This window comes from Legionella lytica, from assembly GCF_044626755.1.
GTDB classification, from domain to species: Bacteria; Pseudomonadota; Gammaproteobacteria; order Legionellales; family Legionellaceae; genus Legionella; species Legionella lytica_A.
The window spans coordinates 1,227,992-1,253,643 of sequence record NZ_JBGORX010000001.1; the positions used below are offsets into that span (position 1 = coordinate 1,227,992).

The following is a 25,652-nucleotide window of genomic DNA, read 5'->3' on the forward strand; positions in this document are numbered from 1 at the left end:
TTCCATAGTTCCTTGCTTGCTAATAATGGGACTGAAATTTACATAAAACCTATTTGTTATATTCTTCGACCTGTAGGCTCTCGTCTCTTACTTGGAGATGGATCATCTGAAGGTTGGTTATCCTCTGGATTTAAGCGATGTAATCCATGTTTCGCTAAAAGACCACTTACCCCCTCAGGAATGTCATCTGTTTGTTCCTGAACGGGTGGAGTCGGGAAACTTGTGCCTGGAAAGGCGGTAGGTCTTTTACTTACATGAGAAGACGTTCTGCGCTCAAGAGTGCTGATTCTACGAGCATGCGAATCAACTTCCTCACGAACCATTGATATTTTGGCATCCACCTCTTTCTTATCCATTTCTCTTTGCAGTTCTAAAGTATTTTGGCGGTGCTCCGTAGTACTTTGTTGGTCCCTCACTTCGTCAATTGCCTGGTTTATACTCTGCCTGGCACTTGTATCTTTTTCAAACTCCTCTTCCAAACTCGTCACACGACGGGTTAGCTGCTCTATAATACTGTCTCTATCATCATCCGCTCCTTTATTTTTTGCCGCACAACCGCTAAAGTGATTAACGGCAGTATCACCCGCAGCCCAAAGGCTACCAATAAGCCCTGCAACACCAAACCCAAGTTTAGCTCCAAGCGGCAATGCTAATGGAGGGGCAACGCAAACTGCCACGACAGTTCCTAATGATACAATACCGACACTAATAACACTTCCAGTCCGTACAGAACTTACTTTTTCTTTCATAATTAAACCTATAACTAATTATTTTTAAAACATGAATAATCACTTCATTGTTATTAAAAAATTGTACTCTTGGGAGTCATTTTCAGGGTTTTTATCCATCTTTTGAGCCAATAACTCAGCCATACTCATGAGCTTGGCATGATGTTCTGTTAATTCCTTGTACATTATATTGGCATAGTCCTGATCTCTACTCGCTAGAGCAAATGAGACCTCTGGGTAGGAGAAAATTAATTCGGAAAAATCTCTACAAAATAAGGTATCTTCAAAAAGTTCGCGCTTAAGTTTTGTTAATAATTCTGGATCAGAAAAAAATCTCTGCTCTTGGTTCAATGCTTGTGAAGTTAACTTAAGCTGAGCTACAAATTCACTAAAACGCTCACGAACTTGAGTTCGTTCGTTAAAAATTTTTTCACAAAACTCTACAAAAAACTCAAACTTTCGCAGTTCCTCCCTATTTTCTTTTGTAAGCCTGTACTCACTATTTTTCTTCAATGTTCCTATAATAGAACCCCCAATAACACCTAAAAAAATGCTACTCGCCACTAATGTAAATGCTTCAAGAAGCGGATTTCCTAAGACCATAAAATAAAGATAAGCAGAACATACAGTCAGACTTGCAAATAATAATTGGGGATAAAAAGTAGCGACAAAAAGAGTAAGGGAACGGCAAAGATTCAGACACAAAAATCCCAGAGCTAAGGTTAATTTAGTGAGCGCAGTCTGGCACTTTTGAGAGGCATCATGAGCCAACGAAGCTGCATTCGCGAAATTCAAAGCAAACAAAGAAGTGGCTACTTCACCCAGAATCTTGAACATTTCAAGTATCTGCGAAAAACCAGAGCTTACATACTGCCATTGCCCAACCCACATAGAGTAATTTATTTTTTTAAACTCATTAAAACTACGATAATGATCAAAAAAATAGGTCCCAGGCTGTTCCCACAAATTTGTTTTTATTTCATTTAGATATTTTTTTTCTACTTCAGAGAAATTCTCAAACATGATCTTTACTACCTCATACAATAATTTTTTAACAAAGCGGTGGCTTTAGGATTGGTAAGTAAAAATGATTTTTCCATAATTTATCCATTCACAGCAGACTAAGAAGATTGCTTTTTCCATACCGATTAAGGTTGAAGCGTGCAAAGAATACACTCGTGAATTATTTTTTTCAAATAGAAGCATTATTAAATCCATATTGAGAAAATAAGGATCACCAGTAAATAGGAGGCACCTATTATTGCCATGGAAAATCAACACTATTTAATATTCAATTAGTTATCATTTATTACTTTTTAATTAATGCTTAAAAGAAAATAATTTAAAATACCAAAAAATTCTTTTGACATATTTATCAATAAGCGAATACCAACTACGCGCCCTTCTCTTTATATTGTAAAATGCACTATTCAAATTCTAATGTAAGATCTCACATGAAATTCCCTTACCAACTTATCGACTTAACTCACACATTAGAGAACTCCATACCTAATTGGGATAATAGTTGTGGCTTTAATCATGAGCTGCAATTGGATTATCCTGATTGCCAAGGTGAGGATAAATTTCGGGTGATGAAGCTAAGTATGGATGCCGGGATTGGCACTCATATGGATGCCCCAAGTCACTGTGTGCCTGGAGCGAAAGGCATTCATGAGTTTGATGTGAATGACTTATGTATGTCCTGTGTTGTTATTGATGTTTCAAGTAAGGCACATGAGCATTATCGTGTATCAGCAGAGGATATTAATGATTTTGAACGTCGGTATGGGCTAATCCGTCAGCATACATGCGTACTGATTAAAACAGGTTGGGAGCGATTCTGGCGTGAACCGCTCAAATACCATAATCAGCATGTGTTTCCTTCTGTCTCCATTGAAGCGGCTAATTTATTACTCAAGCGTGGTGTAACCGCCCTGGGTATTGATACCCTATCGCCAGATTGTCCTGAATATGGTTTTAAAGTCCACCAAGCCTTTTTAGGTGCTGGCAAAATCTTGCTAGAAAATGTGGCTAATTTAGAGAGCATGCCAGTAACAGGGGCTTTGGTGATGATTTGCCCCCTGAAAGTGCTTGATGGCACCGAAGTACCGGTACGGCTGTTAGGATTAATTTGCTTAGATTCCCTCTAACATCTCAATGTTAGAGGGTCACCGATTTTAGGCTAAGGCGACTTTAAAGCCGATTTGCCCATTGTAGGTATTAGCATGTAAATTCAAGCCGACGCCATAGCTACCATTTGCATAAAGAGCCAAATGATTAGGTAAGTCTAAGGTTGTTCCCAAATTCAATTCTAAAGTAGAACCTTCAAGTTGAGATTGGAATGGAAGATAACCAGCTGCCGATGAAAATTGTGCCTGCGGATTCCCTTTAAATTGATACCAATAATTGGGGCGGAACCAAGTAGTTAATTTTTTCAGGCCTTCAGTATGACCAAACTCGTGTTTATTTGCCAAACGTATTCCTAAACGTCCAGCCAAGGACTCATTATTGCGGAAGCGAATCAGAGCAGCGATGTCCCTGGTATTATCTAAATCAATAGACTGGTAAACTAATTGGCCCTGTGGCTCAACAAGCCATTGTTGTTGAAAAGCAAAGGGATATCCCCCTTCCACTGAAGCAGCAAATCCCCATCCCCCGGTTTCTAACGCAGGAATACGAGAGGAGTTAGAACGCGCATTAGTGTACGAAGTTCCTTGCAGCACGGTATCAATATACGCTTCCGTAGGCGAATAAAGAGTCCAATATCCACCAATGGTGTACGCTACAAATTCATTAGATCCTAAATAACGATGCGGACGTTTTACATCACCTTGAACTCGACCAAAAGCCCCATAAACACCGACATGATTGCGAGTGCCTTGGGCTGTAGTATGCTCATATAAATCCCCGCCAATTTGCATCGCGGCAAAATTGTAGTCATAACTTGAGCTTCTGAAGTATTTGCGACTCGTAATTCGATCACGATCACCACGCATACCAATCACGCGTCCCCAGATACGTTTAGATGAGTTATCAACAGTGATGGGATCGGTAACCCATTTACGCTGCCCTACACGCTGATGCAACGTATCGATCAAGGCCTGGCCATATAATAAAGTCATTGCCGGTAATACGGGGTAAAGGCCAATTTCCTGACGATATTCAGGTCTGGGGCCGGGACCTGGTGGAACTGGAGGATCTGGCTCTACTGAGCAATGAGGGTTTTCGGGGGGACAGAGACTACGCAAATACCAACTATTTTCATTAGTCCCATCAAGGCCTGAACGATACAAACGATATTCAAAAGGACCAGCAATGGCGGGTGATACTAACTGAAAGGCAGTGCCGGTCGTTGTACCCTCATTAATTGCATCAATAACCTGAATACCATTACCTGTCGTTAAAGCTCCTAGCCCTGTAGTATTATTAATGATTAATCCTGTAATTCCTGAAGCAGTGCCTCCATTAATAATTACTAAATCAGAGGGTGAACCATCGCTTCCTAAGAAAGTATTAAGACTAATAAAGCCATTATTACCAATTAAATCATTCTCTACGGTGAGCGTTTTAAAATTATTACCATTTGCTTGAAAACTCACAACTCCAGATAAAATCAAATTATTTAGCACCGAATCCCCTGTTAAATTCCATAAACTTGTGGCATCAATCGTTAAATTCGCAGGGTCAATGGCTCCACTAAGTATTGTATTATTTTGTAAAAAGAGATCAGCACTACTCTCCGCCGCAACTCGGACATCGCCGGTGAGTGTGGAGTTATCAGCAATCAATAACAACTGCGACGGATTAGCGGTGGGGAGTGCATTACTTTCACTTACTCCATTAGGTCCTATACCATCAGGCAGTGATAGGCCATTCAACTCAAAGGGTCCCTCCACAGTTGCCGCTGTATTGACCAGCAAAAACTCATTGGTACCACTCGTATTTGTAACATGAGACAAAAAGATGTTGGTTATCCCGCCGTTCGCTACAATTGATGCTGCATTATCAGAAACAAGCTGTGTATTGGTCGCATTCAGCGTATTGATTACTCCAGCCCCTGCATTCGCATACAGGGCGTAAGCACCGGTGCCATGAGTAGTAATTTCGCTATTGATTAAATCAATACGAGAGCCACCAAAGGTATAGGCCCCTATAGATTGGCTACCAAATGTTTCAACAGTGGTATTGGTTGCATTAATTGTTGACGCTGCTTGAGAAATAAGACCATAGGCGGTATTACCTAATGTAGAAACGGTACTGTTATTTTGTAAATTAATAATCGCTCCAGTACGTGCATAAGCCCCATACGCACCTAATGCGGTAGTTAACAGAGTGCTGTCATCAATAGTCAATGCGGAGTTTCTTGCCGAATAAGCCGCATGTTCATAATTTTGTTTGGTTTCTACTGAGCCTCTATTGGAAAAACTCATAGTATTCCCGTCTGAAGCACTTATTCCGTACGAGTTAATACCATAAACAACTACTTTAGTGCCTCCAACAACGACATTACTCGCAACAGAGCCAGTACCTAATACCGACGTAGAGATCCCATGACCGTTATTGCCACGAGTTTCAATCATCGAGTTGTAAATTTCGCCACTTGCCCCGCCAGTAATATTGACACCTACAGCATTAATGGCAGCGGTGGTAATAATCACCCCATCAAGCGAAGCAAAAGCACCTACGCCTTGAGCATAGGCACCATAAGCAGCACTGTTTGTTGTATTGATTATCGTGTTCGAAAGCACTAATTTTGAGCCAGCGTTTAACGCATAAGCACCGTAAGCATTGGTTCCTGAGGTGGTAATGGTACTGTTATTAACGTTCGCGGTTCCACCATTACGGGCATAAACACCATAGCCTAAGCCTGCGGTTGTAGTAATCTCACAGCCATTGATTGTTGCAACAACACCATTTGCAACTAATGGCGGACATACTGCCGCATTAACTTCAGCTATAATCCCATACGCCAGGGCAGCAACAACACTTAATTTGCCAAAAGGAGAGTTTAAAAGTGATTCCATATCAATAATTTATATCCATATATATTAATAATGAATCTACTATAACATACCCCTTTTAAAAAAGAATGTCTCTTCCTTGTAATTTACTATAAACCCTGAGAGCTTTTGCTCCATGATAGTGCTCACCCAAAATGTCAATTACAGCCAGTGGATGTTAAAAATTTTTCTCACACGTCAGGTAATTTTATCAAACGCTGCTTTCGCAGGAAGGCCTAACCTCTGCTATTTATAAACAGCTGCAAGTCGTCATTCTTCATTAGTCAAGTAAGGGCTTTAAGTTATAAGAGTTCATTATCTTAAAAAAAACATACATACACCAAAACATTAAGTGCTGTTAATGGCAAACCTAGTTTAATGAACTCCCAAAATCCAAATCCCTTAATACCTCTTTTTTCACTATTGTGAATGATAATAATATTACTTGCCGCACCTAAAATAGATAAATTACCCGCAATCGTACTTCCTACGGCTAAGGTTAATAATTGAGAATTGGAATGCGCTGAGTGCAGCAGCAACGGTAAGTACAGTGCAACCAACGGAACATTCGAAATGAATTGGCTTAACAGAATACTAATCAGTAAAATAGCAATTGGGCTGGTTAATGAAATGTGATAACGATGAATATTCGCTTGGAAAAAACCACTGTCCCAAACGCTTTGCATCAGTACAAAGGTACTGGCGAAGAAAATTAAAGTTCCCCAATCAAGCTTCCTTAAAAAAAGCCATTTCTGTTTACTAAACAATAAAGGTAGCGCGGAAATAAGGGCGATATAACTAAAGTTAATCCTAAATGATGAATGAGAAAAATCCATAATGACTTTAGTAAGAACCAGGCAAAGCATAATAATCAAACTTAACTGTACTAAAACAACGGTTTGAGGAGCGCGAATCGGAGTAGGAGCTACTTTTTCAATGGGCTGATCAAGCTGCTTTTTATACATAATATAAATAAGCCCATAGCAAATAATAAGATTTAAAAGGGTTGGAATGGCTAACGGTTTAATAAAATCGAGGAAAGGAGAAGGCATCTCTCCTTTAATAGCGATAAGCAAGTTTTGTGGATTACCCACTGGGCTTAGGGCGCTGCCAATGGTCACGGAAAAGGCTAAAGCAAAGAGTAAAGGTTTTATTAAGCTCTTATGTGATTTACATAATTGCAGAATAATGGGCGTACCCACAATCGCAATCGTATCATTCATCAATAATGCAGCACTGGTTCCAAGTAAGAAAACAATAATGATTAAGGCTTGTTTTCCGGTGTGTGCATGATAAAAAATATCATTCGTGACTTGTTCTAAATACCCACTTTCCTCCGCGGCTTGTGCGATAAAAAAGATCCCAAATAAATAAGCCATAACCTCGGGATCAATCGCGGCAATTGCATGTCCTGGTGTTATTTGTTGGCATAATAAAGCAGCAATAGCGCCAAAAGCCATAATAGCCCAAATAGGAATAATTGCTCTGGCAACCCGACGTAATGCAATAGCAACGAGAGTAATAAAAAGAATAATAACTGCTAGTGGCATTCCAGTTCCGCCCTTTTTTGAAGGTCTCCATTATGAGTGAACTATCCGCAATGTAAATAGGCCTTATTTGCTTTAGCTCTGATACTATCCTTTAATTTATATACTATCTCGATTGTTGAACGCTATCATGTCTAATTATCATGTTGAACGGATGAGTCTTGATGAAGTCACACTGGCTGTTGATTGGGCAAAACGGGAAGGATGGAATCCTGGTCTTCATGATGCAGAATGTTTTTATCAAACCGACCCTCATGGCTTTTTTGCAGGTAAGCTTAATAATCAAATAATTGCTGTAGGCTCAGCCGTCATCTACGATGAGCATTTTGCCTTTTGTGGTTTTTATATTGTTGATGAAAAATATCGCGCCCAAGGTTATGGCATGGAGCTAACCCAGGCCAGACTAGCCTATATTGGCAACCGCAATGCCGGTATTGATGGTATTTTGGAGATGACCGATAATTACGCACGTATCGGTTATCATTTTGCGCATCATAATGCCCGCTACGCCTTAGAAAATACACGAATTTCACCCAAATCTCTGATACAACTTGTTAATTTAAAAACTATTCCTTTTGAGCAATTAGCTGATTACGACCGACGACACTTCCCCGCTCCTAGAGCTAAATTTCTCGTAAATTGGATTAAGCAAAGCCAGGCTTTAGCCTTGGCTTATATCGAAGAAGACCAACTACAAGGTTATGGGGTCATAAGAAAATGTTTTGAAGGATATAAAATAGGCCCTTTATTTGCAGATGCACCGGCAATTGCAAATCATTTATTTGAGCAACTGGTAGCCCACGCTCATGGCGAACTGGTCTTTCTTGATATTCCCGAAAATAACCCCTTTGCGGTTGATTTAGTGAAACATTATGGTATGCCTCAGGTATTTGCTACGGCACGAATGTATTTAAAAGGAGTCCCGGATTTGTCGATTGAAGGTATTTATGGAATTACTTCTTTTGAGTTGGGTTAAATTCGTGTACTGACCCCATAATACGCTGCGCAATACGGCTACAATTCGATTAAAACGCATTGACTTCCCCTTTATTTAAAGTCAAGATTCGCCATCCAATCTAAGCTAATATCGGTCATGGGAGCAATGGAGCAGATGAACCCTTTCGCTAGAAATATAAATTACTCGGTTGGCTTGTTAATAAACTTAATTTTACTCCTCATACTCATCTGTGTCTTTGTCCCTTTTGCCCCCAAAATGCCAGCCTCAACGCTTGACTCCTCGTGGGCTGTGGGCTTAAACCAAGCGGTAGTCCAAGGACTTGCTTTTGGTAAAGACATTATCTTTACCTTAGGCCCCTATTCATTTCTTTATACTAAAACCTATCATCCTGCATTAGACACTCTAATGATTGGTGGCGGCCTGTATTTGGCGATTAGCTATTGGCTGTGTTTACTTATTTTAATAAAAGAATTTCGTTGGTCCTGGGCTTTAGCCTTTTGCTTTTTTCTGTTTGTTATGGTCTATGCCCGCGATTCACTGCTCTTTTCCTATCCCTTACTGGTCGGACTTTTTTGTTATAAAAACCTGCCCTCTGCAAAACCATCCTCTTACTGGCTCACCTTATTCGTTACTCCATTTGGATTAATGATTTTAGTCAAAGGTTCTTTATTGCTGTTATGTAGCTGCATGAGTAGTTTGTGTTGCCTATTTTTTCTGAGCAACAAGAGAGTTCCACAAGCTTTAATTACGATACTTGTACCGATTCTTTCCATGCTTGTATTTTGGTTTGCTATTGGGCAATCCCTAATGAATCTCCCCTTGTTTTTGAGTAGCAGTATCTCTCTTGCCTCCGATTTTACTGAGGCAATGTCTGTAGATGGCAATCAAGATGAAATTATTTTATATAGCCTTAATACACTCGCTCTTTTAGGAAGCATCCTTTGGCAAAAGAACATTCGGGGCAGCAGAAAATTATTTTTACTTTGCATATTCTTTGTCTTTTTATTTATGTCGTTTAAAGCTGGTTTTGCTCGACATTATGGCCATGCATTAATTCCAGGTACTTCCATTATGATGGCAACTTTGTTTTTGCCTTTATTGATAAATAATACAAAGCTGTTGATTACTCTGTTCTGTGTTTCGCTGAATACCTGGTATGTGATTAATAACCACTACACCCATTTATCGATTAAGGATAACTTTAAATCAAATTATTCCTCTGCTTGGCATGGGCTTAAAAGCCGCATCAGCAATCCCAATTCATTAAAGCAAGACTTTGCCCTATCCATGAGTTTTCTAGGTCAGCAAGCTGAATTTCCCATTTTTCAAGGCACTACGGATATCTATTCGTACAACCAATCGTATTTAATTGCCTCAAACAACCAATGGTCGCCTCGGCCGATATTCCAAAGTTATTCCGTGTTTAATTCCAGCCTCGCAGAAAAGAATAATCAACATCTGCAGGGGAAAGCCTCTCCCGACACTATTATTTTTAAAATCGAACCAATCGATGAGCGTATTCCCGCTCTGGAAGATGGTAAGAGCTGGCCCTCACTTTTAGCGAACTATCAACCCATTGATTTAAAAAATGATTTTTTATATCTGCGTAAAAAGAAGGAAAGGAGCCCAGAAAAAAATGCGCCCATTTTATTAGCTAGAGAACAGCATCTGCTGGGCGAGTCAGTAAAAGTTCCACACGCCCAGGCTCCCGTTTATGTGGAAATTGAAATTACCCCCACTTTGTTGGGCCGTATTGCAACACTGTTCTTTAAACCCAGTCAGTTATATATGACGTTTAGATTAGAAAATGGCATAACAAGGCAATATCGTCTCGTGGCGAATATGGCAAAATCAGGCTTTTTGCTATCACCACTGATTGAAAATACAACGGAATTCACTTTATTGTATGTAAAAAACAGCTACTTAAATGATAAAAATGTCGTATCTGTAGCTATTTCTACTCCCAAGGAACACAGTTGGCTCTGGAAGCCTGAGTATATCATTCACTTTAAGCAATTAAATTAAAACCATCAGTAAAGAGTGTATCAATTTATCAGAGCTAAAATTTCATTATTTATCAATCTGTTATTTTTGTGCGCAATTATTATGTTGTAGTTTTAAAGCCTTTATCTTAACATTGGCGCCCCATGGGGAAATTTTGCTTTCCATGTAATTAATTATGAGGTTCGAGCTATGCCTAAGAACAAATATAATCCACAGCAAAATCAAGCAAATTGCCCCACGAAATACACTACTCGCCAGCACCTAGCTGCGGCAAAACTACATGATGGATTGGCGATAATACACAAGCTAGAATTTACTCCATCATCTTCTTTGACCCTAAATCCTTGGATGGCCGCGCTGCTTTTATTAGTCCTTGTTACTCCAGCAGCCGCTGCTAGAGACAAATTTCCTAGTGAAGGTTCTTTTAGTGAGAAAAAACAATACATAGATTCATTAACCAGCAGATGTACTGAACTAGCAAGTTCGGTAACCGCAACTGCCTTTGAGAAAGGTCCTTTACTCGTCCAGCCAGCGGATCTTCCTCCCAATGTAGGCTATAAAGCAGCACGTCATACGTTCTTCGCAGAAGATGGGGTCGCAACCAAGCGGGAACTGGAAATTAGTAAACAAGCAAAGCCTTCTGATACTACAGAAATTTTTATTGGCAGTGAAAATAATAAAGGCCAAGGGTTTCTCCATAAATTTAAATTACAGGCAAATGGTGATTTAGAGCCAATGGGAAAAGTGGCGCAATCCTTAGAGGAATACAGTAAAGATTTAACTGCAGTAGGTGCGGTCGTCACTGAAGTGAGCACCGATGATAATCGTCGCTGTTACCAATATAAAATTAACCCCTAATCCTTATGCAGTCATGTCATTGGCTAGGGGGGTATCCTTATGCCAATCACAGATTGCCATTTCATCGTTTGAACAAGAATAACTGTAATATCCCTGCCGTGTAATACCCAGTAGTTGGCACATTACACCAACTAGCCCGCCCTTCTTTTGTTGGGCGACCAACGAATATTTTATTTCGTTTCTTGAGCAAAGAAGAGCTGTAATTTCAAACGTTTCCATTTGAGTAAAATAAGGTTGATGTGAGTGCTGCAAAAACCTCAGGTTTGCTCAGATTATTTTGCGAGCACTTACGATTCTCAATTTGTTTCAACTCAACAGGATAAATCAACTTCATCCCACTCTGTTTCGCAGTCCAATACCCATTCTAACGCTTTTCTTCTGAGAAGAATTCTAACAAAAAAATCATTTGGAATATCATTTTGGTGATGATGAACCCACCAATGCAATCGATAATAGAGGTCGCACATTTCGTAGAGTTCACTGTATGATCTTAACTGCATACAATTAATATATTTAGCTCCGTCTTCACTAACTGAAGGTTGGGGCTGAGGCTTGCTGATTTCCAGCGGCGCTTAACATACAAGTACCATCCACTAGAGTGTGAAAGCCTCCTATATTAATTTAGACACAGAGACTACTATCATCTTTGGACCTCTTGATCCAAAGATATTGATTGTCAGATTTATATCGTTCATTAAGGGTACTAATTTTGTTTCAAAATATATTTGTATATTTTGAATATACTTTACTCAGACAGAATATTTGGGCTCAATATATCTAAGGGAAAAATCAAGACCTTATAATTTAAATCATTTTTCCAGGGAGTCAGATTTTTTACTAATATGCGAACAGTGCTAGTTTTGGCGGGGGAATGCAAAATCAAATCAGCTTGATTGCAATTAAATCCGTATGACCATATAATGATACAGATAATATCTAAATTTTCGCCTTTACTCTTTACAAGGGAGTATTAATTATGCCTATAGAAAAAAAATACACTATAGAAAATCTCGCTAGTTCTTTCACCGAAAATTTGGGTATGGATCAAGATGTCACAGAACATTTTTTTGAAAGTGTTCAAACAGGAGAAGATCTTGGTAAGCTGCTTTCTTTACTAAAACCTGAAGAGTACCCTTATCTTCTCTCAGTAAAAGATGAGATAAGCATTATTCTTGCAACAGAATCTCTCAATTATATGCTCATACCCATAGCTGAGGATCCTCAAAGAGTCGGAGCCATTTACGAGTTAATAAAAAAACATTGGATAGATAAAGTCCATATCCAAAATTGGGAAGATTTTTTTTGGTGCCTCACATACTTACCGCAAGAAAAAAGAGGTGAATTTGCAGTGGGAATGGAAAAAAAACTTCCTGATTTATTGAGAACACCCATGCAACTTCTTGAGGTAGTAATTCATTTAAATGAAGATCAAAAAGAAATATTTTTGGCTACGATTAAACATTTAGCACTCCAAGGGAAAATAAAAGACACCGTCTTCGAGTACAGCGAAACTGATTCATATTTGTTCAGAATTAAATGGGCAAACAAATATAAAGAAGCTTATGATTTTGTATATGATAGGTTAATCAATGATCCTGAAATCCATGATTTCTTATCACATCGCCACCAACCTATACAATCAATCAGCGAAGAGCCATCCCCCTTTATTAACATTGATATGCATATTCTAGCCGGTTTTATAACAGCATTAGGTGTTGCTTCGGTAGCAATAGGGTTAGCTATTCTTTGTACTACTACTTTTGGGGTGGCTGGTGCTGCCATAGCAACAGCTGGGGTAGCCACCTTGGGTACTACAGGAATATTTTCAAAAATGGGCTTCTTCTCCAATAAAGAACAGTCTATAGACAATACCGAGGAATTAGAGAACAAAAGCAAACCGTTAGGATAAGAGAAAATCCGGCTCTATGGCAAAAAAGATTTAAATTTTAAGATCTTGATTTTTTTGGCTGATATTAAAAAGGGTTACCCTCAACTTAGACTCCCCAAAAAAGTAGGTTTGCCGAATTTTAGGTGCAAAGAATCTCGTTAGGGTTGGCTTTATGAAATTGTATTTTCCGATGAGATGCTACGCGTGGGCTGATGCGCACTCTCTACCCGGTTATTAAGTCCCTTACGCGAGCGTTTTTCGACTCCTTTGCACATTTGGCGAATTGGGCTTGTGTAGCTCCGGAGCTTATCTGTTACAATCACCCGAGGCTTTGGATGGGCATTCAATAGACGAGACAGGAAGCGAATGGCCGCATTCTTATTACGTCGCTTTTGCAAAAACACATCCAGTTCATAACTCTCATCATCCACGGCACACAATAAATAATACGTGGCGCCTCTAATGCGAAGTTGCTCTCATCCAGGTACCATTTGTGCGATGCTCTCGGCGATCGCTACTTAATGACCCTCTTAAAATGAGCACCAAATTTAATGCACCATTGACGTATTGTTTCATAACTGACATCTATTCCACGATACAATAACGCTCGGAGACATCACGATTACTGTCATTAAACCGATGGTGATCCATACCGATATGCTGATTAACTCTAATGGATAACGGTATCTTTTCGGTTTTCTTTGCTAGACCCATAGTTAAGTTGCCGCTGCCTGTTTTAGTACTAGATCAAAAACTAAGCACATTGTTCGCTGGGGAGGTAATTGTGGTATTATATGAGCTCAACCATGTTGTGAACATGTAATTCTTTTGTAATCGCAAAACAAAGTCCCAGTACAATTAAAAGTGAGGAAGATACCCGCCATGTTAAATAAAGTAATTGATTTATCCGTCGATGCCAGAAAACAAATTGTTCAATCTATATTGGACCACAGTAGCTTACAAAGTGTAATTGCTTTACAACAGACACACAGCTCGTTGGTAAGTGTTTCAAGAAATGAGCTGCGTCGAAGAAATTGGGATAAAATTCAAAGTAATAATACCTCTTTTTTCCAAAGATTAAGTACCTTATTGGTTTATGCAAAACAAAATGGTATTGACTTGTCAAAAAAAATAGCGCCTTTTGCTGACACTCCTTCCTGGAATAAAAATCTTCGCCAAGAAGTGCCGTTTTGGCTAACAGCCTTAGCACAAGGAAAAACTCCTGAGCTATTATTTTCAGACATGATGTCAAATAACGATGATTTTTATCAACTTTCTTTTTTCCTTAATCAACTCCCTGCTACGCTAATTAAACTTTATTTTGAAAAAATAAAAATGTTGTTACACGTCGATAATAGTAGTCATATAGATTTAGGGGTAGCCGCTTTATTAATTGCCGTTCCCTCTCTAACTCAAGAGCAATATCATGAGATTGAAGAAATAATTGACATGAACCTGAATATTGATGAGAGCACAGAGCAATTAATTGCATTTGCAGCATCCTCTTTCTCAAATCGCTTCAACCCTCAATTGATAACAGTTGAGCTGCTTCAATACTGGCTTCTTAAAAGTGAGTACACAGCTTATGCCAAGGTTGCGGTGGATATACTTTCAAAATCCATTGTTCCATTAGAAAATGATGACGATATCGATAATATTTTTAGCTCGCTAATCAATGGTCCTATGAAAAAACTTAATTCTCCGTTTCCATTTAATGCTAATTTTTATCAAGTTTTTGCTAACTTAGAGCCCTATCTTGATGAGGGACAAATAGACCAATTTCTAGAGTACCTTAAAGAGTACTATCTTTATGAAAATCCAAATGTGTATATTAAATTTAAAAAAATAGCAGTCTTATTGGGAGAAGGAGTACCTATTGATGGTTGGGATGGTAACATTTCAAGTATTACTCCAGAAGAAATCATAGCGCTTTTTAAACATGAAGGAGAAGAGCACCTCGACAATTTCGAATTCAATGGAGAACGTTGCTGCACTTACCTGGATGACGAACTATGTATTCTAACTGATAATATTTATCTCGAAGAATTTACGCCCGCTCATATTAACGCATTATTAGAAGTGGCCATTAATTCACTAAATTCATCATCGAATAGCACGACTTATTATTCATCCTATGCAATATTAAGGCTAGGAACACACTTGACTACTGAACAAATTTCTCGTGTTTTTCAACGAGGATTAATCAGTCATCTTGTTAACCCTCAATACTTTGAGGACAGCGTGGCTCGGATTGACCTCCTCCTTTATTGTATTTTGCATAAAAATGCAACTCTTGATGAATTAAAAAATTTCCTCAATATAAGCCCCGATTTATTAGTTTCTGAACACAACAAAGAACTCATTGATTTACTTTCTGATGTGATTAATTATATAGGTACTAAGCAAGATAAGCCCGTGCAAGCTGCGTCTATCTCTTCCTTATTTACTGAGAATGGAGCTAGTTTTTTTAAATCTATAGTAAAAGAGAAAAGATCGTTGGAAGAATCAATGGATGAAGCTCAGACACTTAGCTCAAAATTTACAAAGTACAATTGATTGGTGCTTTTGGGCAGCGGAGCCAAATTAACAGTGTTTGCTTTTCCACAACAATTTCTATATTTTTTCCGCTGCTACAAACCCATCTTCGATGCCCTGAGAACACCTAACACCAAGCCCATGTTCATGTCTTGGCCTAACGTGTTCTTTGCTAAACTCCCTTGGTGATTCAAAAAACTTAAAATTAATTGATACGATCACGATAAACCGGTAATTCTGTTAACCTTAAATTATCCGTTATGCTTTTTGTTAAAATGCTTTTAGACTTTGATAACTATTTTAGCACCGTTTCATCATTCTCAATAAAGATTATTGATTCTTTTGCTCCCCTAATTAATTTAGAGATAAAAAGATATGCATCAAATACTTGTCCATCATTAAATATTTCTTTCGGAGTTATAGGATTAGCTTCAAGGGTTGTAAATATTTCTTCAATTTATCTCCGGTCTTAATTTCAAAATCCATTTGTCTTCTTTCGAGGTCATTCAGTTTGATTATCAAATTATAATGGGATAGTAATATCTTACGCATTCTCACAAAGGCATTGATTATTTGAATACTTTATTGCAAAGCTGTCTTACTTTTAAGACCGGCCGAAAGCGTTGCAACACCCTGATCGGTAGGACAAATGTAAGTATCGTCTTCCTCCATGCAAACTTGAGGTCACAATTTGTGACCTCAAGTTTGCATATTCTATTTCCGTAAGCTGGAATCTCAATTCCTCTGGAAACCGGTTTAGGTTACGCTTGACCACCTGATTAAACTCCCTTGTTTAAACACCATAAATATCCGCAAGCTCACTATCGAACATTACGGGAGTCCACGAACAGTATATGTTTTATTGCTTAATTGTGGGTTGCTAATGGTCTTAATAGATAGCCCGTATAAAGTATTTCATAATCAGTTATGAAAACACGGTCCTCCTATTATGCGTACCTAAGGCTATAATCAAACTAACACGGTTACAAAGGATGCACCATGCGTGACTTGATGGGTTATGGTCCTGATGGATTTAATTTCTATTGGCCAAATAATGCTAAAGTAGCTATTAATTTTGTCATTAACTATGAGGAAGGCTCTGAGCTTAGCCCCTTTAATGGTGATGTATCTGCCGAAACGCAAGGAATGGACTATCCATTTGCCTCTAAAGTGAAGGGTATGCGTAACCTCAGTGCGGAATCATTCTATGAATATGGCAGTCGTGTGGGCCTCTGGCGATTACTGAGGCTCTTTGAGCAATATCAAATTCCTCTTACTTTTTTTGTTACAGGACAAGCACTACTCTTGAATCCTTTATTCGCACTATATCTGGCTCAAAATGATCATGAAATCGCAGGCCATGGCTGGCGTTGGATTGATTATGCACGCGTGCCTCGAGAGGTGGAAAAAGAACATATTGTTTTGTGTATTGAAACCTTAAACAAGTTAACTGGAAAAAAACCTAAGGGTTGGTATACCGGAAGACGTAGCGAGAATACTCGAGATTTATTGTTAGAAGTAGGCGGATTTACCTATGATTCAGACAGTTACGCTGATGAATTACCCTATTATCAAGCTCAACATTTAATTATTCCTTATTCTCTAGATTGTAATGATTTTAAATTTGCAACTAACTCTGGTTTTGTTAGTCCCCAAGCCTTTTATGAGCAGTTGGTCGCTAGCTTTAAGTATCTATATGAAGAAAAACGTCCTGTGATTATGACTGTAGGATTACACCCTAGGCTCAGCGGCAAACCTGCCCGCTGCCAGGCAATTAAACAATTTTTGGATTATTTACTGCAGTATGACGATATTTGGATAACTCAACGTATTAATATTGCTGACTATTGGCTAAGAGAATTTCCAGTTGGAAAAACCATCAAAAGGTTCGGAGTATAAAACCCTTCTTCTCACGGTTCGCAATAACACTCCAAATATTATGCTCCTCGTTAACAGCATCAAATTAAATTACCACTTTGCACTTATCTCGTCGTTATTCATTTTCATTATTATGATGCTTGCAGGAAAGGTTTTTTTTGTCAATTCTCAGCGTATATTTTCTGATGACGGCTGCATTGCCTGATGCTCACATATATGTTTCTTCGACATTTTTAATTTTTGAAAAAAGCTGACGGCCTATCACAGCCGTCAAGCAATTAAATATAATTAAACAGCGATAAATTTTGCAGGCGCACAAAACTTTCCTGTGCTGCTTGTAGATTTACTAGCTCTTGATTGAATTCCGTTGCAACATCGACAGGATTAATATCCGTTAAAGTCTTTAAAATTTCCTTACTCATATCGATCAAATCCTGATTCGAATCAGATGAGCTAGAAACCTGATTCATTCGAGAACCAACACTTGCAAGCATATTAGTAAAATTTGTCAATGCACTATCTATTTGTGACAATATTTGGTTATTCACCGTTACGGCAGCCGCCTTTTCTGTCGCTGTAGAATAAGGCAAACTTAAATTGTTAACCATGGTTTGAATCGTAGCGAAAATAGACGTATTTGTTGCTGGATTAATAGCAAAGGCATCCCCAGGGTTTGGCACCCCATTGACTTCTACTGTCATCCCATTGAAACTCACAGACATTCCCTCTTGATATAATGGTGCGTCATCAGGTGAACCCGATGGTGGAATCACATTACCACTTGCAGCCCCACTTACCATGACCACTAACTCGCCGGCAGAATTTGAAACAAAATTAATCGTATAATTATCAGGGATATAGGCAGATTCATTGGTTACCGAACCTGTACTTGTCGAGGCAGTACCTGTATTGGGTGTTGCAGTTTGGCTTACCGTAAAACTACCATTTCCGCTGGGGATATTCATGAAGATCCCATTACCTGGATCATTAATTGCGATCTGTAGGCTACCTGAAATAACTTGATAACGAGTAGTACTGTCGCCATTATAAACATACTCTCCTGCCGCATTTAAAGAAAATGGCTCAGTAGAGGTTTGCCCACCAGCAAAAAGGTAATTACCATTATTATCTTTGGTATTTCCAAACGCTTGCAGCTGCGTCAGTATGTCATTAACCTCAACGGCATAGGCTTTACGTTGGATATCAGATAAAGTGCCATTTCCTACCAAAACCTGGATATCACGCAAACGTTGCAAACTGCTCACGCTATTCGTTAACAAGGATTCTTCTAAGCCCAATGCATTTTGAGCATTGACGCAATTCGTTTGTAATAACTCAGTCGTACTCACACGCTGATTCAACCACTGAATCTGCGCATAGGAAATAGGATCATCAGAGGCGTATTGTACCTTAACACCTGTTGCCAGCATTTCTTGCAATTTTGTTACACGCATTTGCTGAGTTAATAAACTACTTAATCCAGTCTGGTACACCTGATTTGTTGAAATACGCATTTATCACCTCATCATCTCAAACAGCACTTGCATCATTTGATTAGAAACTTCAACTAATTTTCCTGCAGCTGCATAAGCCTGCTCGAGCCTCAATAAATTTGCGGCTTCTTCGTCTAAGTTCACCCCGCTTTTACTTTCTTGAAAATAAACCGCTTGCTTGTACAACACATCAAAAGCGTCATAACGCGTTTTTGCTTGGCGAGTTTGACTTCCAACACTAGAAAGTAAGTCAGAATAACAATCAAAAAGCGACTCATTGCCACCATCAAATAACTGTGCTTGTTGAATACCAGCGAGTAATAAACCATTGGTGTTATCACCAAAACCACCTTGGTTATATTCAGCGGTAAAACTATCGCCTGCATTAGGCATTCCAGATATAACCACTGAGTAGGATGGATTTGTTGCATCAGGAATTTGTACCACATTATCCATATTAGGAGTAAAGGGTAAAGGACCTGCAACCGTAGTGCCTGTGGTTACATCAACCACATTAAACTCTGTAGGTGAAGTAAAATTAATCGCGTATTGATCCGCTACCCCAGAGGTATTAAAGACAGTACCTAAAGCAATTTTACCAACCCCTGTATTGCTTGTAGCAGCAGAGGTTCTCACGGGTGCTGCTAAAGCCATTAAATTAGGATCGCTAACCAATAGCTCTAAATCACGCGCCGCGCCACGTGTAGGGATTAATGAATAAGAATCATTATTAACTAATTTACTTATGTCATCCACAGTAATGGTCATTCCATCAACTTCAATTTGACCTGCTGGAGGAGCTGGTGGGTTACTTGACCAGTTGAGTGTCATGCTGGTCCCATCAGACTGGCGAATAAGACGTACTTCATTGGTGCCTGTATCATTAACCACTAACTGATAATCACTCAATTTCATTTGTGAAAGATCAGAAATTGCTACCGACAATACGCCAGTACCCACATTATCTGTAGCAGAAATTGAACGCTTTAACTGCACCGCACTACTATTATAGTCCGTAAAATAATTTTGTCCGACCTGGTTATAGAGATCCATGCCTAATTTGTTTTGAGCATTGAAGGTTTGCGCCAAACCAATCGCCATCAATCCTACTGTTTGGCTAGTTTGTCCAATGATATTACTTTCATAACTCATTAACCCACCTAAGGTTCCAGTGGTTAGCTCAGCAGAAATATCTAACTGCCCTGCTCCACTACCTAATAAAACGCGAGTACCTAATGTATTTAAAGGATCAAACTGGACGGATAAGGTTCTTTGGTTTGGACCAACAACTAACATTTCGCCGCTTCCAATCCCCACGTTTACGGTACCATTATCTTGCACAATAACCGTTAAGTCAGAGAACTCAGCCAGTTCTTTAAGTAATTGATCACGTTGATCTAAAAGTTCAGGTGACGTTGGATTTCCCATGATTTCTTCATTAAATGAAACCAAATCAGCACCTATCTGATTAATTCGGTTGGCAATCATGGTTATTTGCGCGGTCGTATTTTCTTGAATTTGATCCAAATTGGATTGCAAGAAATTAAATTGTTGTACCAGTAATTGACTTTGACTTAAAGCCACACCCCGTGAAGCCGCACTATCAGGCGCATTATTTAGCTGATTAAATGAATCGAAAAATGATTGCATTGCCGCAGAAATACTACTGCCATTTTGAGAGATTAACTGATCAATCTGACTCGCTTGATTATAAAAAGCCTCATATTGACTACGAGTGCTTAAAGCAGCTCTCATTTGAGTATTGGCAAATTGATCGGCATTACGGTAAATAGAGGTAATAGAAACCCCGGTACCTACATAAACACCACCATAACGCTCCGACATCGAATTCGTTAACAATATACTTTGTTTGGAATAACCGGGTGTTCTCTGATTTGCTATATTATTAGCGGTTACATCCAACGCATATTGGAACGCATTTAAGCCCGAATACGCGATACTCAAAATCGACATAACTGTTCACTCCCTGACCTATTATTTCGTTACCATTAAACTTGGTACTGTTTTCCTCAAGCTAGCGAAACGCAAACTGTCCCTAGTCTTTTATTAGCTTACCACAATAATTCTAATATTATCATAGTTTTATTATTATACCTGTGCCGATAAATCGCAACGTTGGATTGCCTGATTTAATTCATCACCACGATAAATAGATAAAATTTTTGTACTGTACTCTGGATCCGTTGCATATCCTGCTTTATGTAACTCACGCACATAACTTTCAGGATTAGCTGCACTCGCTAAAGCATCTTGATAACGACCATCTCGTTTAATCAAGGAAATATAATCTTCAAAACCCTGCTCTATTGAAGAATATTTCCTAAACGAGGCATTCATCTTAATAGGAGTATCGGCAATGTATTCCGTTGTTTTAACATTAACCGAATCAAACTCACTATGAGCACCGGATTTAATATTAAATAAGTTATTGCTGCTGTTACCTTCAGCATCTTTCGTAATAAATTTACCCCATCCGGTTTCTAATGCCGCCTGTGCCATTAAAATCTTGGGGTCCAGGCCAATAAGAGAAGCGGCTTCTTTAGCCTTAGGCCAAATGGATTGTACGAAATCATCCACTGTAGTTGCTGGTTTATTTGCATCAGTACTGGTGGGCTGTTGCGGAGTTATATACTGCATGGCAGAAGTGGCTCCTGGCATAGCAGCTGGGGTCACATTGGACGCAGGTGTTTGTATGGTGTTTGTCGACTCTAAGTGTCGAGTAAGCATCGCGGCAACACCAATACCTTTTGAACCAGCAATATTACTAGCATATTGAGCATCCAACATGTCTTCGAAGGTTTCCCGATTTTTGCCTCGAAAAGGACTGGAGTCATCAAGAAAATGTTGTCCCATACGCATGCTTTTTAGCATGGATTGCAGGAAAATACCTTCAAATTGTTTGGCCACTTCCGGTGCCGCTCCTTTGGCATCAGTAGCTGCTTTCGCTTTTAAATCAGCCAAGGCTGAGAAATCACTGGTTGCAATGCCATTTAACATATCAACTATCCTTTTCAATTAACCTAAATTCTAGCTCAAAAAAAGAACAAATACTTTTTTTGGTGCATTTTTGATTGTGTGCTCTCTCTGCGCGAACGGATATGCCTCATTATCCTTAGTCCAAGCGCGCCCTTACTGCGGCTCGCCGCGGTATTAATAGGAAACCTCGCCCCTCACTCCGAACTTTATGGATACCGCGGGCAAGCCGCGGTAATTCGGGGTATGGTGAAATTTAAAACGCTCCCCTATCTTATATCACGATTAAGGTTGCATTCAATGCACCTGCCTGCTGTAAGGCTTCAAGAATAGCAATAACATCTGCCGGTGTCGCCCCCACCGCATTAATGCCTCTGACAATATCTTTAAGTGTTGTACCTCTGGGTAACACAAATGCATGATTATTTTTCTGCGCAATATTTACCTGAGATTGTTGTCTTACCACAGTTCGACCACCAGCAAATGCATTCGGCTGACTAATTACTGGGGTTTCCGTAACACTTAACACGAGATTGCCATGAGATACTGCCGCGGATTTAACAATAACATTTGATGAAATAACCACTGTACCGGTACGCGAATTAATAATAATTTTAGCCATTGGCTCAGCAGGCTTAAATTCGATATTTTCGATAACGGAAACATAATCAACTCGCTGCGACATTTTAACAGGTGAAGTCACGACAACAGAAGTTGCATCTAAGGCTTTAGCTGTTCCTGGGCCTAGTTGCTGATTAATTGCATCCGACATACTTTTAGCCGTAGAAAAGTCCGGACTATGTAAGTTATAGGTAAGGTTTTTAGTAAAATAAAATGGGTTGGGAATATCAGCTTCAATTGTCGCGCCATTAGGAATACGCCCTCCACTTGGTACGTTAACCGTGACACTGGAACCATCACTACCTGAGGCACTAATACCTGAAACGATGACATTTCCCTGAGAAATTGCGTAAATACGACCATCAGCCCCCTTTAAAGGAGTCATCAATAAAGTACCACCTAACAAGCTTTTGGAATCCCCTATTGAGGAAATATTAACATCCAGAGTTTGTCCTTTTTTCATAAAAGAGGACAAACTGGCTGTTACCATAACCGCCGCCATGTTTTTCGAATTAAGTTTGGTACCTGCTCTAATATTTACACCCAATTGCGTCAGCATGTTTGCAAAGCTGTCTTCGGTATAACGGGTGCCATTTTTATCACCCGTACCATTTAAACCAACGACCAAACCATAACCGATCAATTGGTTAGTACGCACCCCAGCCAGCGTTGCCAAATCTTTGATTCGTTCTGCATAAACCTGATTAAACAACAGGTTCATCGCGAACAGGCATGTAACCATCAGCACTCGCCGCATTACTGTTCCTTTCATTATTAATATCCAAATTCTAATGCCACACAAGCAAAGAAGCTTTATCAGGTTGCGCCCCAAAGCCCAACCCAAAATAACACCATTAGGTTGGGAATAAGGGTCCCCACATAATTCGAGCCAGCCACCCTTGAGCATTCGTATTATTAACCTGTCCTGTCCCACCATAAGCAATGCGTGCATTGGCAACCCGATCGGAAGTAATCGTATTATCGCCTTTAATATCTTGTGGTCGTACGATACCTGACAAGCGAACATACTCCTCGCCCTGGTTGATTTTGACCCACTTTTCGCCTTGAACCACCAAATTACCATTCGCTAAAACTTTGGCTACAGTTACTGAAACATTACCAGCTAACTTATTATTTTGCACCGCTTGTGCTGAACCATTAAACTGGCGTTGATTATTTAAATCGAAGTCCATGCTGTAACCGCCGCCAAGAGAAATCGGACGCCCCAGGAATAGTTTATTAGTTACCTTATTGGTGTCATTTTTCATTTGCTGAAGAGTCGCATTCTTAGTCGCATTCGTATTTTCAATTAAAAGGACTGTCAAAATGTCCCCTTCATGCCGGGCCCGATTGGTCTCAAAAAGTGGTAAGGCGGTTTCAGGATCATATATAGCTCCTGTTTGTCTTCTCAACTGTTTGGGATCAGGCGATGCAGGATAAGTAGGTGCGTAATCAGGGCTTTTTCCAGCAACCGGCGGATTTAAAGCCTCACATCCGCCTAAAAAAAGTGTCATACAACCAACTGTTAAAAAGTTAAGTAATTTCATCGTTCTAATCTTCTAAACAGTCTGATTTAAGTATTGCAACATGTTATCTACGGTTTGCATTCCTTTCGCAGTAATTTCATAGCTACGTTGAGCCTGAATCATATTGACCAGCTCTTCAACAACGTTCACGTTTGAAGCTTCCAAATTATTCTGCAATAAAGTACCTAAACCATTATTTCCAGGATTATCAAGTATGGGGTTTCCACTTGAGGGGGTTTCAACAAATAAGTTTTGACCTAATGGCTGAAGTCCTGCTGGATTCATAAAATTAGTCAGCTGAATAGTACCGAGGTTAGTTGGTGTTGTAGATCCAGCTACAGTAGCGCTAACTACTCCGTCCTGACTAATTGTCACACCCAATGTCTGTGCTGGTAAGGTAATTGCGGGCTGTAACAAATAACCGTGACTATCAACAATTTGCCCTGTGCTATCAATGGTAAACGCACCATTACGAGTATAAGCCTGAGTACCGTCTGGCATCAAAATAGTAAAGAAACCTTGTCCCTGAATCGCAATATCATAGGCGTTATTGGTATTCTGAATGCTTCCTTGTTGAAACATTTTTTGGGTAGAAACCAAATGAACTCCAGTTCCAGTATTAATACCGGTTGGAACGATAGAGTTTTCTGATGATTGGGCTCCGGCCTGGCTCGAAGTTTGATAGAGTAAATCTTCAAATTGCGGCCTGTCACGTTTAAAACCAGTAGTGTTTACGTTAGCCAAGTTATTGGCAATTGTACCGATAGTTTTTTCTTGAGCTTCCAAGCCCGATTTGCTCACCCATAATGCTGGTTGCATGTAAATCTCCTACATTTATTCAAAAATAATCCACAACTCAAATTAAAAACTTATTAATCGCCTAATATTTGGGTTAGCTTTTGGGCATTTTCACCCATAGTTGATAACAAATTCATTTGAGTTTCAAAATCTCGTCCAGCATTAATCATTGCAACCATCTGTTCTACCGCCTGCACGTTAGAACCTTCAAGCGCACCACTGGTCAACTTAAGCGTATTGTCCGTAGGAGCAACCCCTCCGTTTTTTAATTGGAATAAACCATCTGGACCTTTGGCAATATTCGCAGGATCTAATGAAGCCATTTTAATTCTATCGACAGTGGTCGCAGATTGTGGGCCATTTCCTGTGGGTACAATCGTTATCGTGCCATCAGTGCCAATATCAATATTGGTCGCAGGAGGGATTGAAATCGGCCCACCATTCCCAATGACTTGTCTACCCGATGCAGTAACTAAGAAACCATTGGCATCAATATTGAGGCTTCCTGCTTTGGTATAAGCTTCTTTTCCATCACTGCCGCGCACCGCTAACCAACCTTTGCCATTAACCGCTACATCCAGGTTACGCCCTGTTACCACAATAGGTCCTGGAGTAAAATCAGCAGCAGAAGGATTTTGGACAGTAAAAGATTGACCGTAATTATTGCTGCCCTTGGCGCCTTGCACATAGAGTGTTTGTGCTTGGTACATATCAGCTCTAAAACCGGTAGTGCCAACATTTGCCAAATTGTTTGCAATCACTTCCTGGCGGGCGAAATTACTACGCCCACCATTGGCAGCATTATACAAAATAGGATCCATTAA

Annotated in this window: 20 protein-coding genes and 2 pseudogenes; 7 read left to right on the plus strand and 15 right to left on the minus strand. The window is 39.5% G+C overall.

Features of this window, described 5'->3' with window-relative positions; all coding sequences use genetic code 11:
* Positions 1-56 precede the first annotated feature (56 nt).
* Positions 57-749 (minus strand): hypothetical protein, encoded by a 693-nt coding sequence (locus tag ACD661_RS05070; RefSeq protein ID WP_400186765.1) that lies wholly within the window; start codon positions 747-749, stop codon positions 57-59.
* Between the two features lie 39 nt (positions 750-788).
* Complete coding sequence (locus ACD661_RS05075; protein ID WP_400186766.1) at positions 789-1,751, minus strand: hypothetical protein; 963 nt, start codon at positions 1,749-1,751, stop codon at positions 789-791.
* Between the two features lie 431 nt (positions 1,752-2,182).
* Here ACD661_RS05075 and ACD661_RS05080 point away from each other — a divergent pair, with 431 nt between their 5' ends.
* Positions 2,183-2,878 carry a cyclase family protein gene (locus tag ACD661_RS05080; protein ID WP_400186767.1) on the plus strand — a complete coding sequence of 232 codons (696 nt, stop codon included), beginning with the start codon at positions 2,183-2,185 and terminating at the stop codon, positions 2,876-2,878.
* 27 nt (positions 2,879-2,905) lie between these two features.
* On the opposite strand, the gene ACD661_RS05085 is transcribed toward ACD661_RS05080, so the two are convergent.
* Positions 2,906-5,752 carry an autotransporter family protein gene (locus ACD661_RS05085; RefSeq protein WP_400186768.1) on the minus strand — a complete coding sequence of 949 codons (2,847 nt, stop codon included), beginning with the start codon at positions 5,750-5,752 and terminating at the stop codon, positions 2,906-2,908.
* A 296-nt stretch (positions 5,753-6,048) separates the two neighbouring features.
* Positions 6,049-7,278, minus strand: a complete 1,230-nt coding sequence (locus ACD661_RS05090; protein ID WP_400186769.1) for an SLC13 family permease — start codon at positions 7,276-7,278, stop codon at positions 6,049-6,051.
* Positions 7,279-7,402: 124 nt separating this feature from the next.
* Here ACD661_RS05090 and ACD661_RS05095 point away from each other — a divergent pair, with 124 nt between their 5' ends.
* The 3 genes from ACD661_RS05095 (at position 7,403) to ACD661_RS05105 (ending at position 11,095) form a co-directional block, all read left to right on the plus strand.
* Positions 7,403-8,251, plus strand: a complete 849-nt coding sequence (locus ACD661_RS05095) for a GNAT family N-acetyltransferase (RefSeq protein ID WP_400187227.1) — start codon at positions 7,403-7,405, stop codon at positions 8,249-8,251.
* 135 nt (positions 8,252-8,386) lie between these two features.
* Complete coding sequence (locus ACD661_RS05100; RefSeq protein ID WP_400186770.1) at positions 8,387-10,258, plus strand: hypothetical protein; 1,872 nt, start codon at positions 8,387-8,389, stop codon at positions 10,256-10,258.
* Between the two features lie 168 nt (positions 10,259-10,426).
* Entirely contained in the window at positions 10,427-11,095 is a 669-nt protein-coding gene (locus tag ACD661_RS05105) for a hypothetical protein (RefSeq protein WP_400186771.1), read from the plus strand.
* Between the two features lie 78 nt (positions 11,096-11,173).
* Here the strand turns inward: ACD661_RS05105 and ACD661_RS05110 are convergent.
* A pseudogene (locus ACD661_RS05110) lies at positions 11,174-11,290 on the minus strand (IS3 family transposase); the annotation flags it as partial.
* 116 nt (positions 11,291-11,406) lie between these two features.
* Positions 11,407-11,661: a DUF4272 domain-containing protein gene (locus tag ACD661_RS05115; RefSeq protein WP_400187228.1), complete on the minus strand. Its 255-nt coding sequence runs from the start codon at positions 11,659-11,661 to the stop codon at positions 11,407-11,409.
* Positions 11,662-12,071: 410 nt separating this feature from the next.
* On the opposite strand from ACD661_RS05115, the gene ACD661_RS05120 reads away from it, so the two are divergent.
* Complete coding sequence (locus ACD661_RS05120; protein ID WP_400186772.1) at positions 12,072-13,004, plus strand: hypothetical protein; 933 nt, start codon at positions 12,072-12,074, stop codon at positions 13,002-13,004.
* Positions 13,005-13,153: 149 nt separating this feature from the next.
* Here ACD661_RS05120 and ACD661_RS05125 read toward each other — a convergent pair whose 3' ends face one another.
* A complete protein-coding gene (locus ACD661_RS05125; protein WP_400187229.1) occupies positions 13,154-13,447 on the minus strand; it encodes a DDE-type integrase/transposase/recombinase in 294 nt (97 codons plus the stop codon).
* A gap of 655 nt (positions 13,448-14,102) precedes the next feature.
* Here ACD661_RS05125 and ACD661_RS05130 point away from each other — a divergent pair.
* A complete protein-coding gene (locus ACD661_RS05130; protein WP_400186773.1) occupies positions 14,103-15,539 on the plus strand; it encodes a hypothetical protein in 1,437 nt (478 codons plus the stop codon).
* 583 nt (positions 15,540-16,122) lie between these two features.
* Here the strand turns inward: ACD661_RS05130 and ACD661_RS05135 are convergent.
* Positions 16,123-16,299: pseudogene (locus ACD661_RS05135) on the minus strand (ORF6N domain-containing protein); the annotation flags it as partial.
* Between the two features lie 218 nt (positions 16,300-16,517).
* On the opposite strand from ACD661_RS05135, the gene ACD661_RS05140 reads away from it, so the two are divergent.
* On the plus strand, positions 16,518-17,417 hold the full coding sequence (locus ACD661_RS05140; protein WP_400186774.1) for a polysaccharide deacetylase family protein: 900 nt from the start codon (positions 16,518-16,520) through the stop codon (positions 17,415-17,417).
* A 257-nt stretch (positions 17,418-17,674) separates the two neighbouring features.
* Here the strand turns inward: ACD661_RS05140 and flgL are convergent, their stop codons facing one another.
* The 7 genes from flgL to flgF form a co-directional block, all read right to left on the minus strand.
* Positions 17,675-18,910, minus strand: coding sequence for a flagellar hook-associated protein FlgL (flgL, locus tag ACD661_RS05145; protein WP_400186775.1), 1,236 nt, complete (start codon positions 18,908-18,910; stop codon positions 17,675-17,677).
* Positions 18,911-18,913: 3 nt separating this feature from the next.
* Positions 18,914-20,863 carry a flagellar hook-associated protein FlgK gene (gene flgK, locus ACD661_RS05150; protein ID WP_400186776.1) on the minus strand — a complete coding sequence of 650 codons (1,950 nt, stop codon included), beginning with the start codon at positions 20,861-20,863 and terminating at the stop codon, positions 18,914-18,916.
* Between the two features lie 135 nt (positions 20,864-20,998).
* Positions 20,999-21,907 carry a flagellar assembly peptidoglycan hydrolase FlgJ gene (gene flgJ, locus ACD661_RS05155; RefSeq protein ID WP_400186777.1) on the minus strand — a complete coding sequence of 303 codons (909 nt, stop codon included), beginning with the start codon at positions 21,905-21,907 and terminating at the stop codon, positions 20,999-21,001.
* 250 nt (positions 21,908-22,157) lie between these two features.
* Complete coding sequence (locus ACD661_RS05160) at positions 22,158-23,261, minus strand: flagellar basal body P-ring protein FlgI (RefSeq protein WP_400187230.1); 1,104 nt, start codon at positions 23,259-23,261, stop codon at positions 22,158-22,160.
* Positions 23,262-23,358: 97 nt separating this feature from the next.
* Entirely contained in the window at positions 23,359-24,051 is a 693-nt protein-coding gene (locus ACD661_RS05165) for a flagellar basal body L-ring protein FlgH (protein ID WP_400186778.1), read from the minus strand.
* 12 nt (positions 24,052-24,063) lie between these two features.
* A complete protein-coding gene (flgG, locus tag ACD661_RS05170) occupies positions 24,064-24,849 on the minus strand; it encodes a flagellar basal-body rod protein FlgG (RefSeq protein WP_133135527.1) in 786 nt (261 codons plus the stop codon).
* A 53-nt stretch (positions 24,850-24,902) separates the two neighbouring features.
* A complete protein-coding gene (flgF, locus tag ACD661_RS05175; RefSeq protein WP_400186779.1) occupies positions 24,903-25,649 on the minus strand; it encodes a flagellar basal-body rod protein FlgF in 747 nt (248 codons plus the stop codon).
* Between the last annotated feature and the right edge of the window lie 3 nt (positions 25,650-25,652).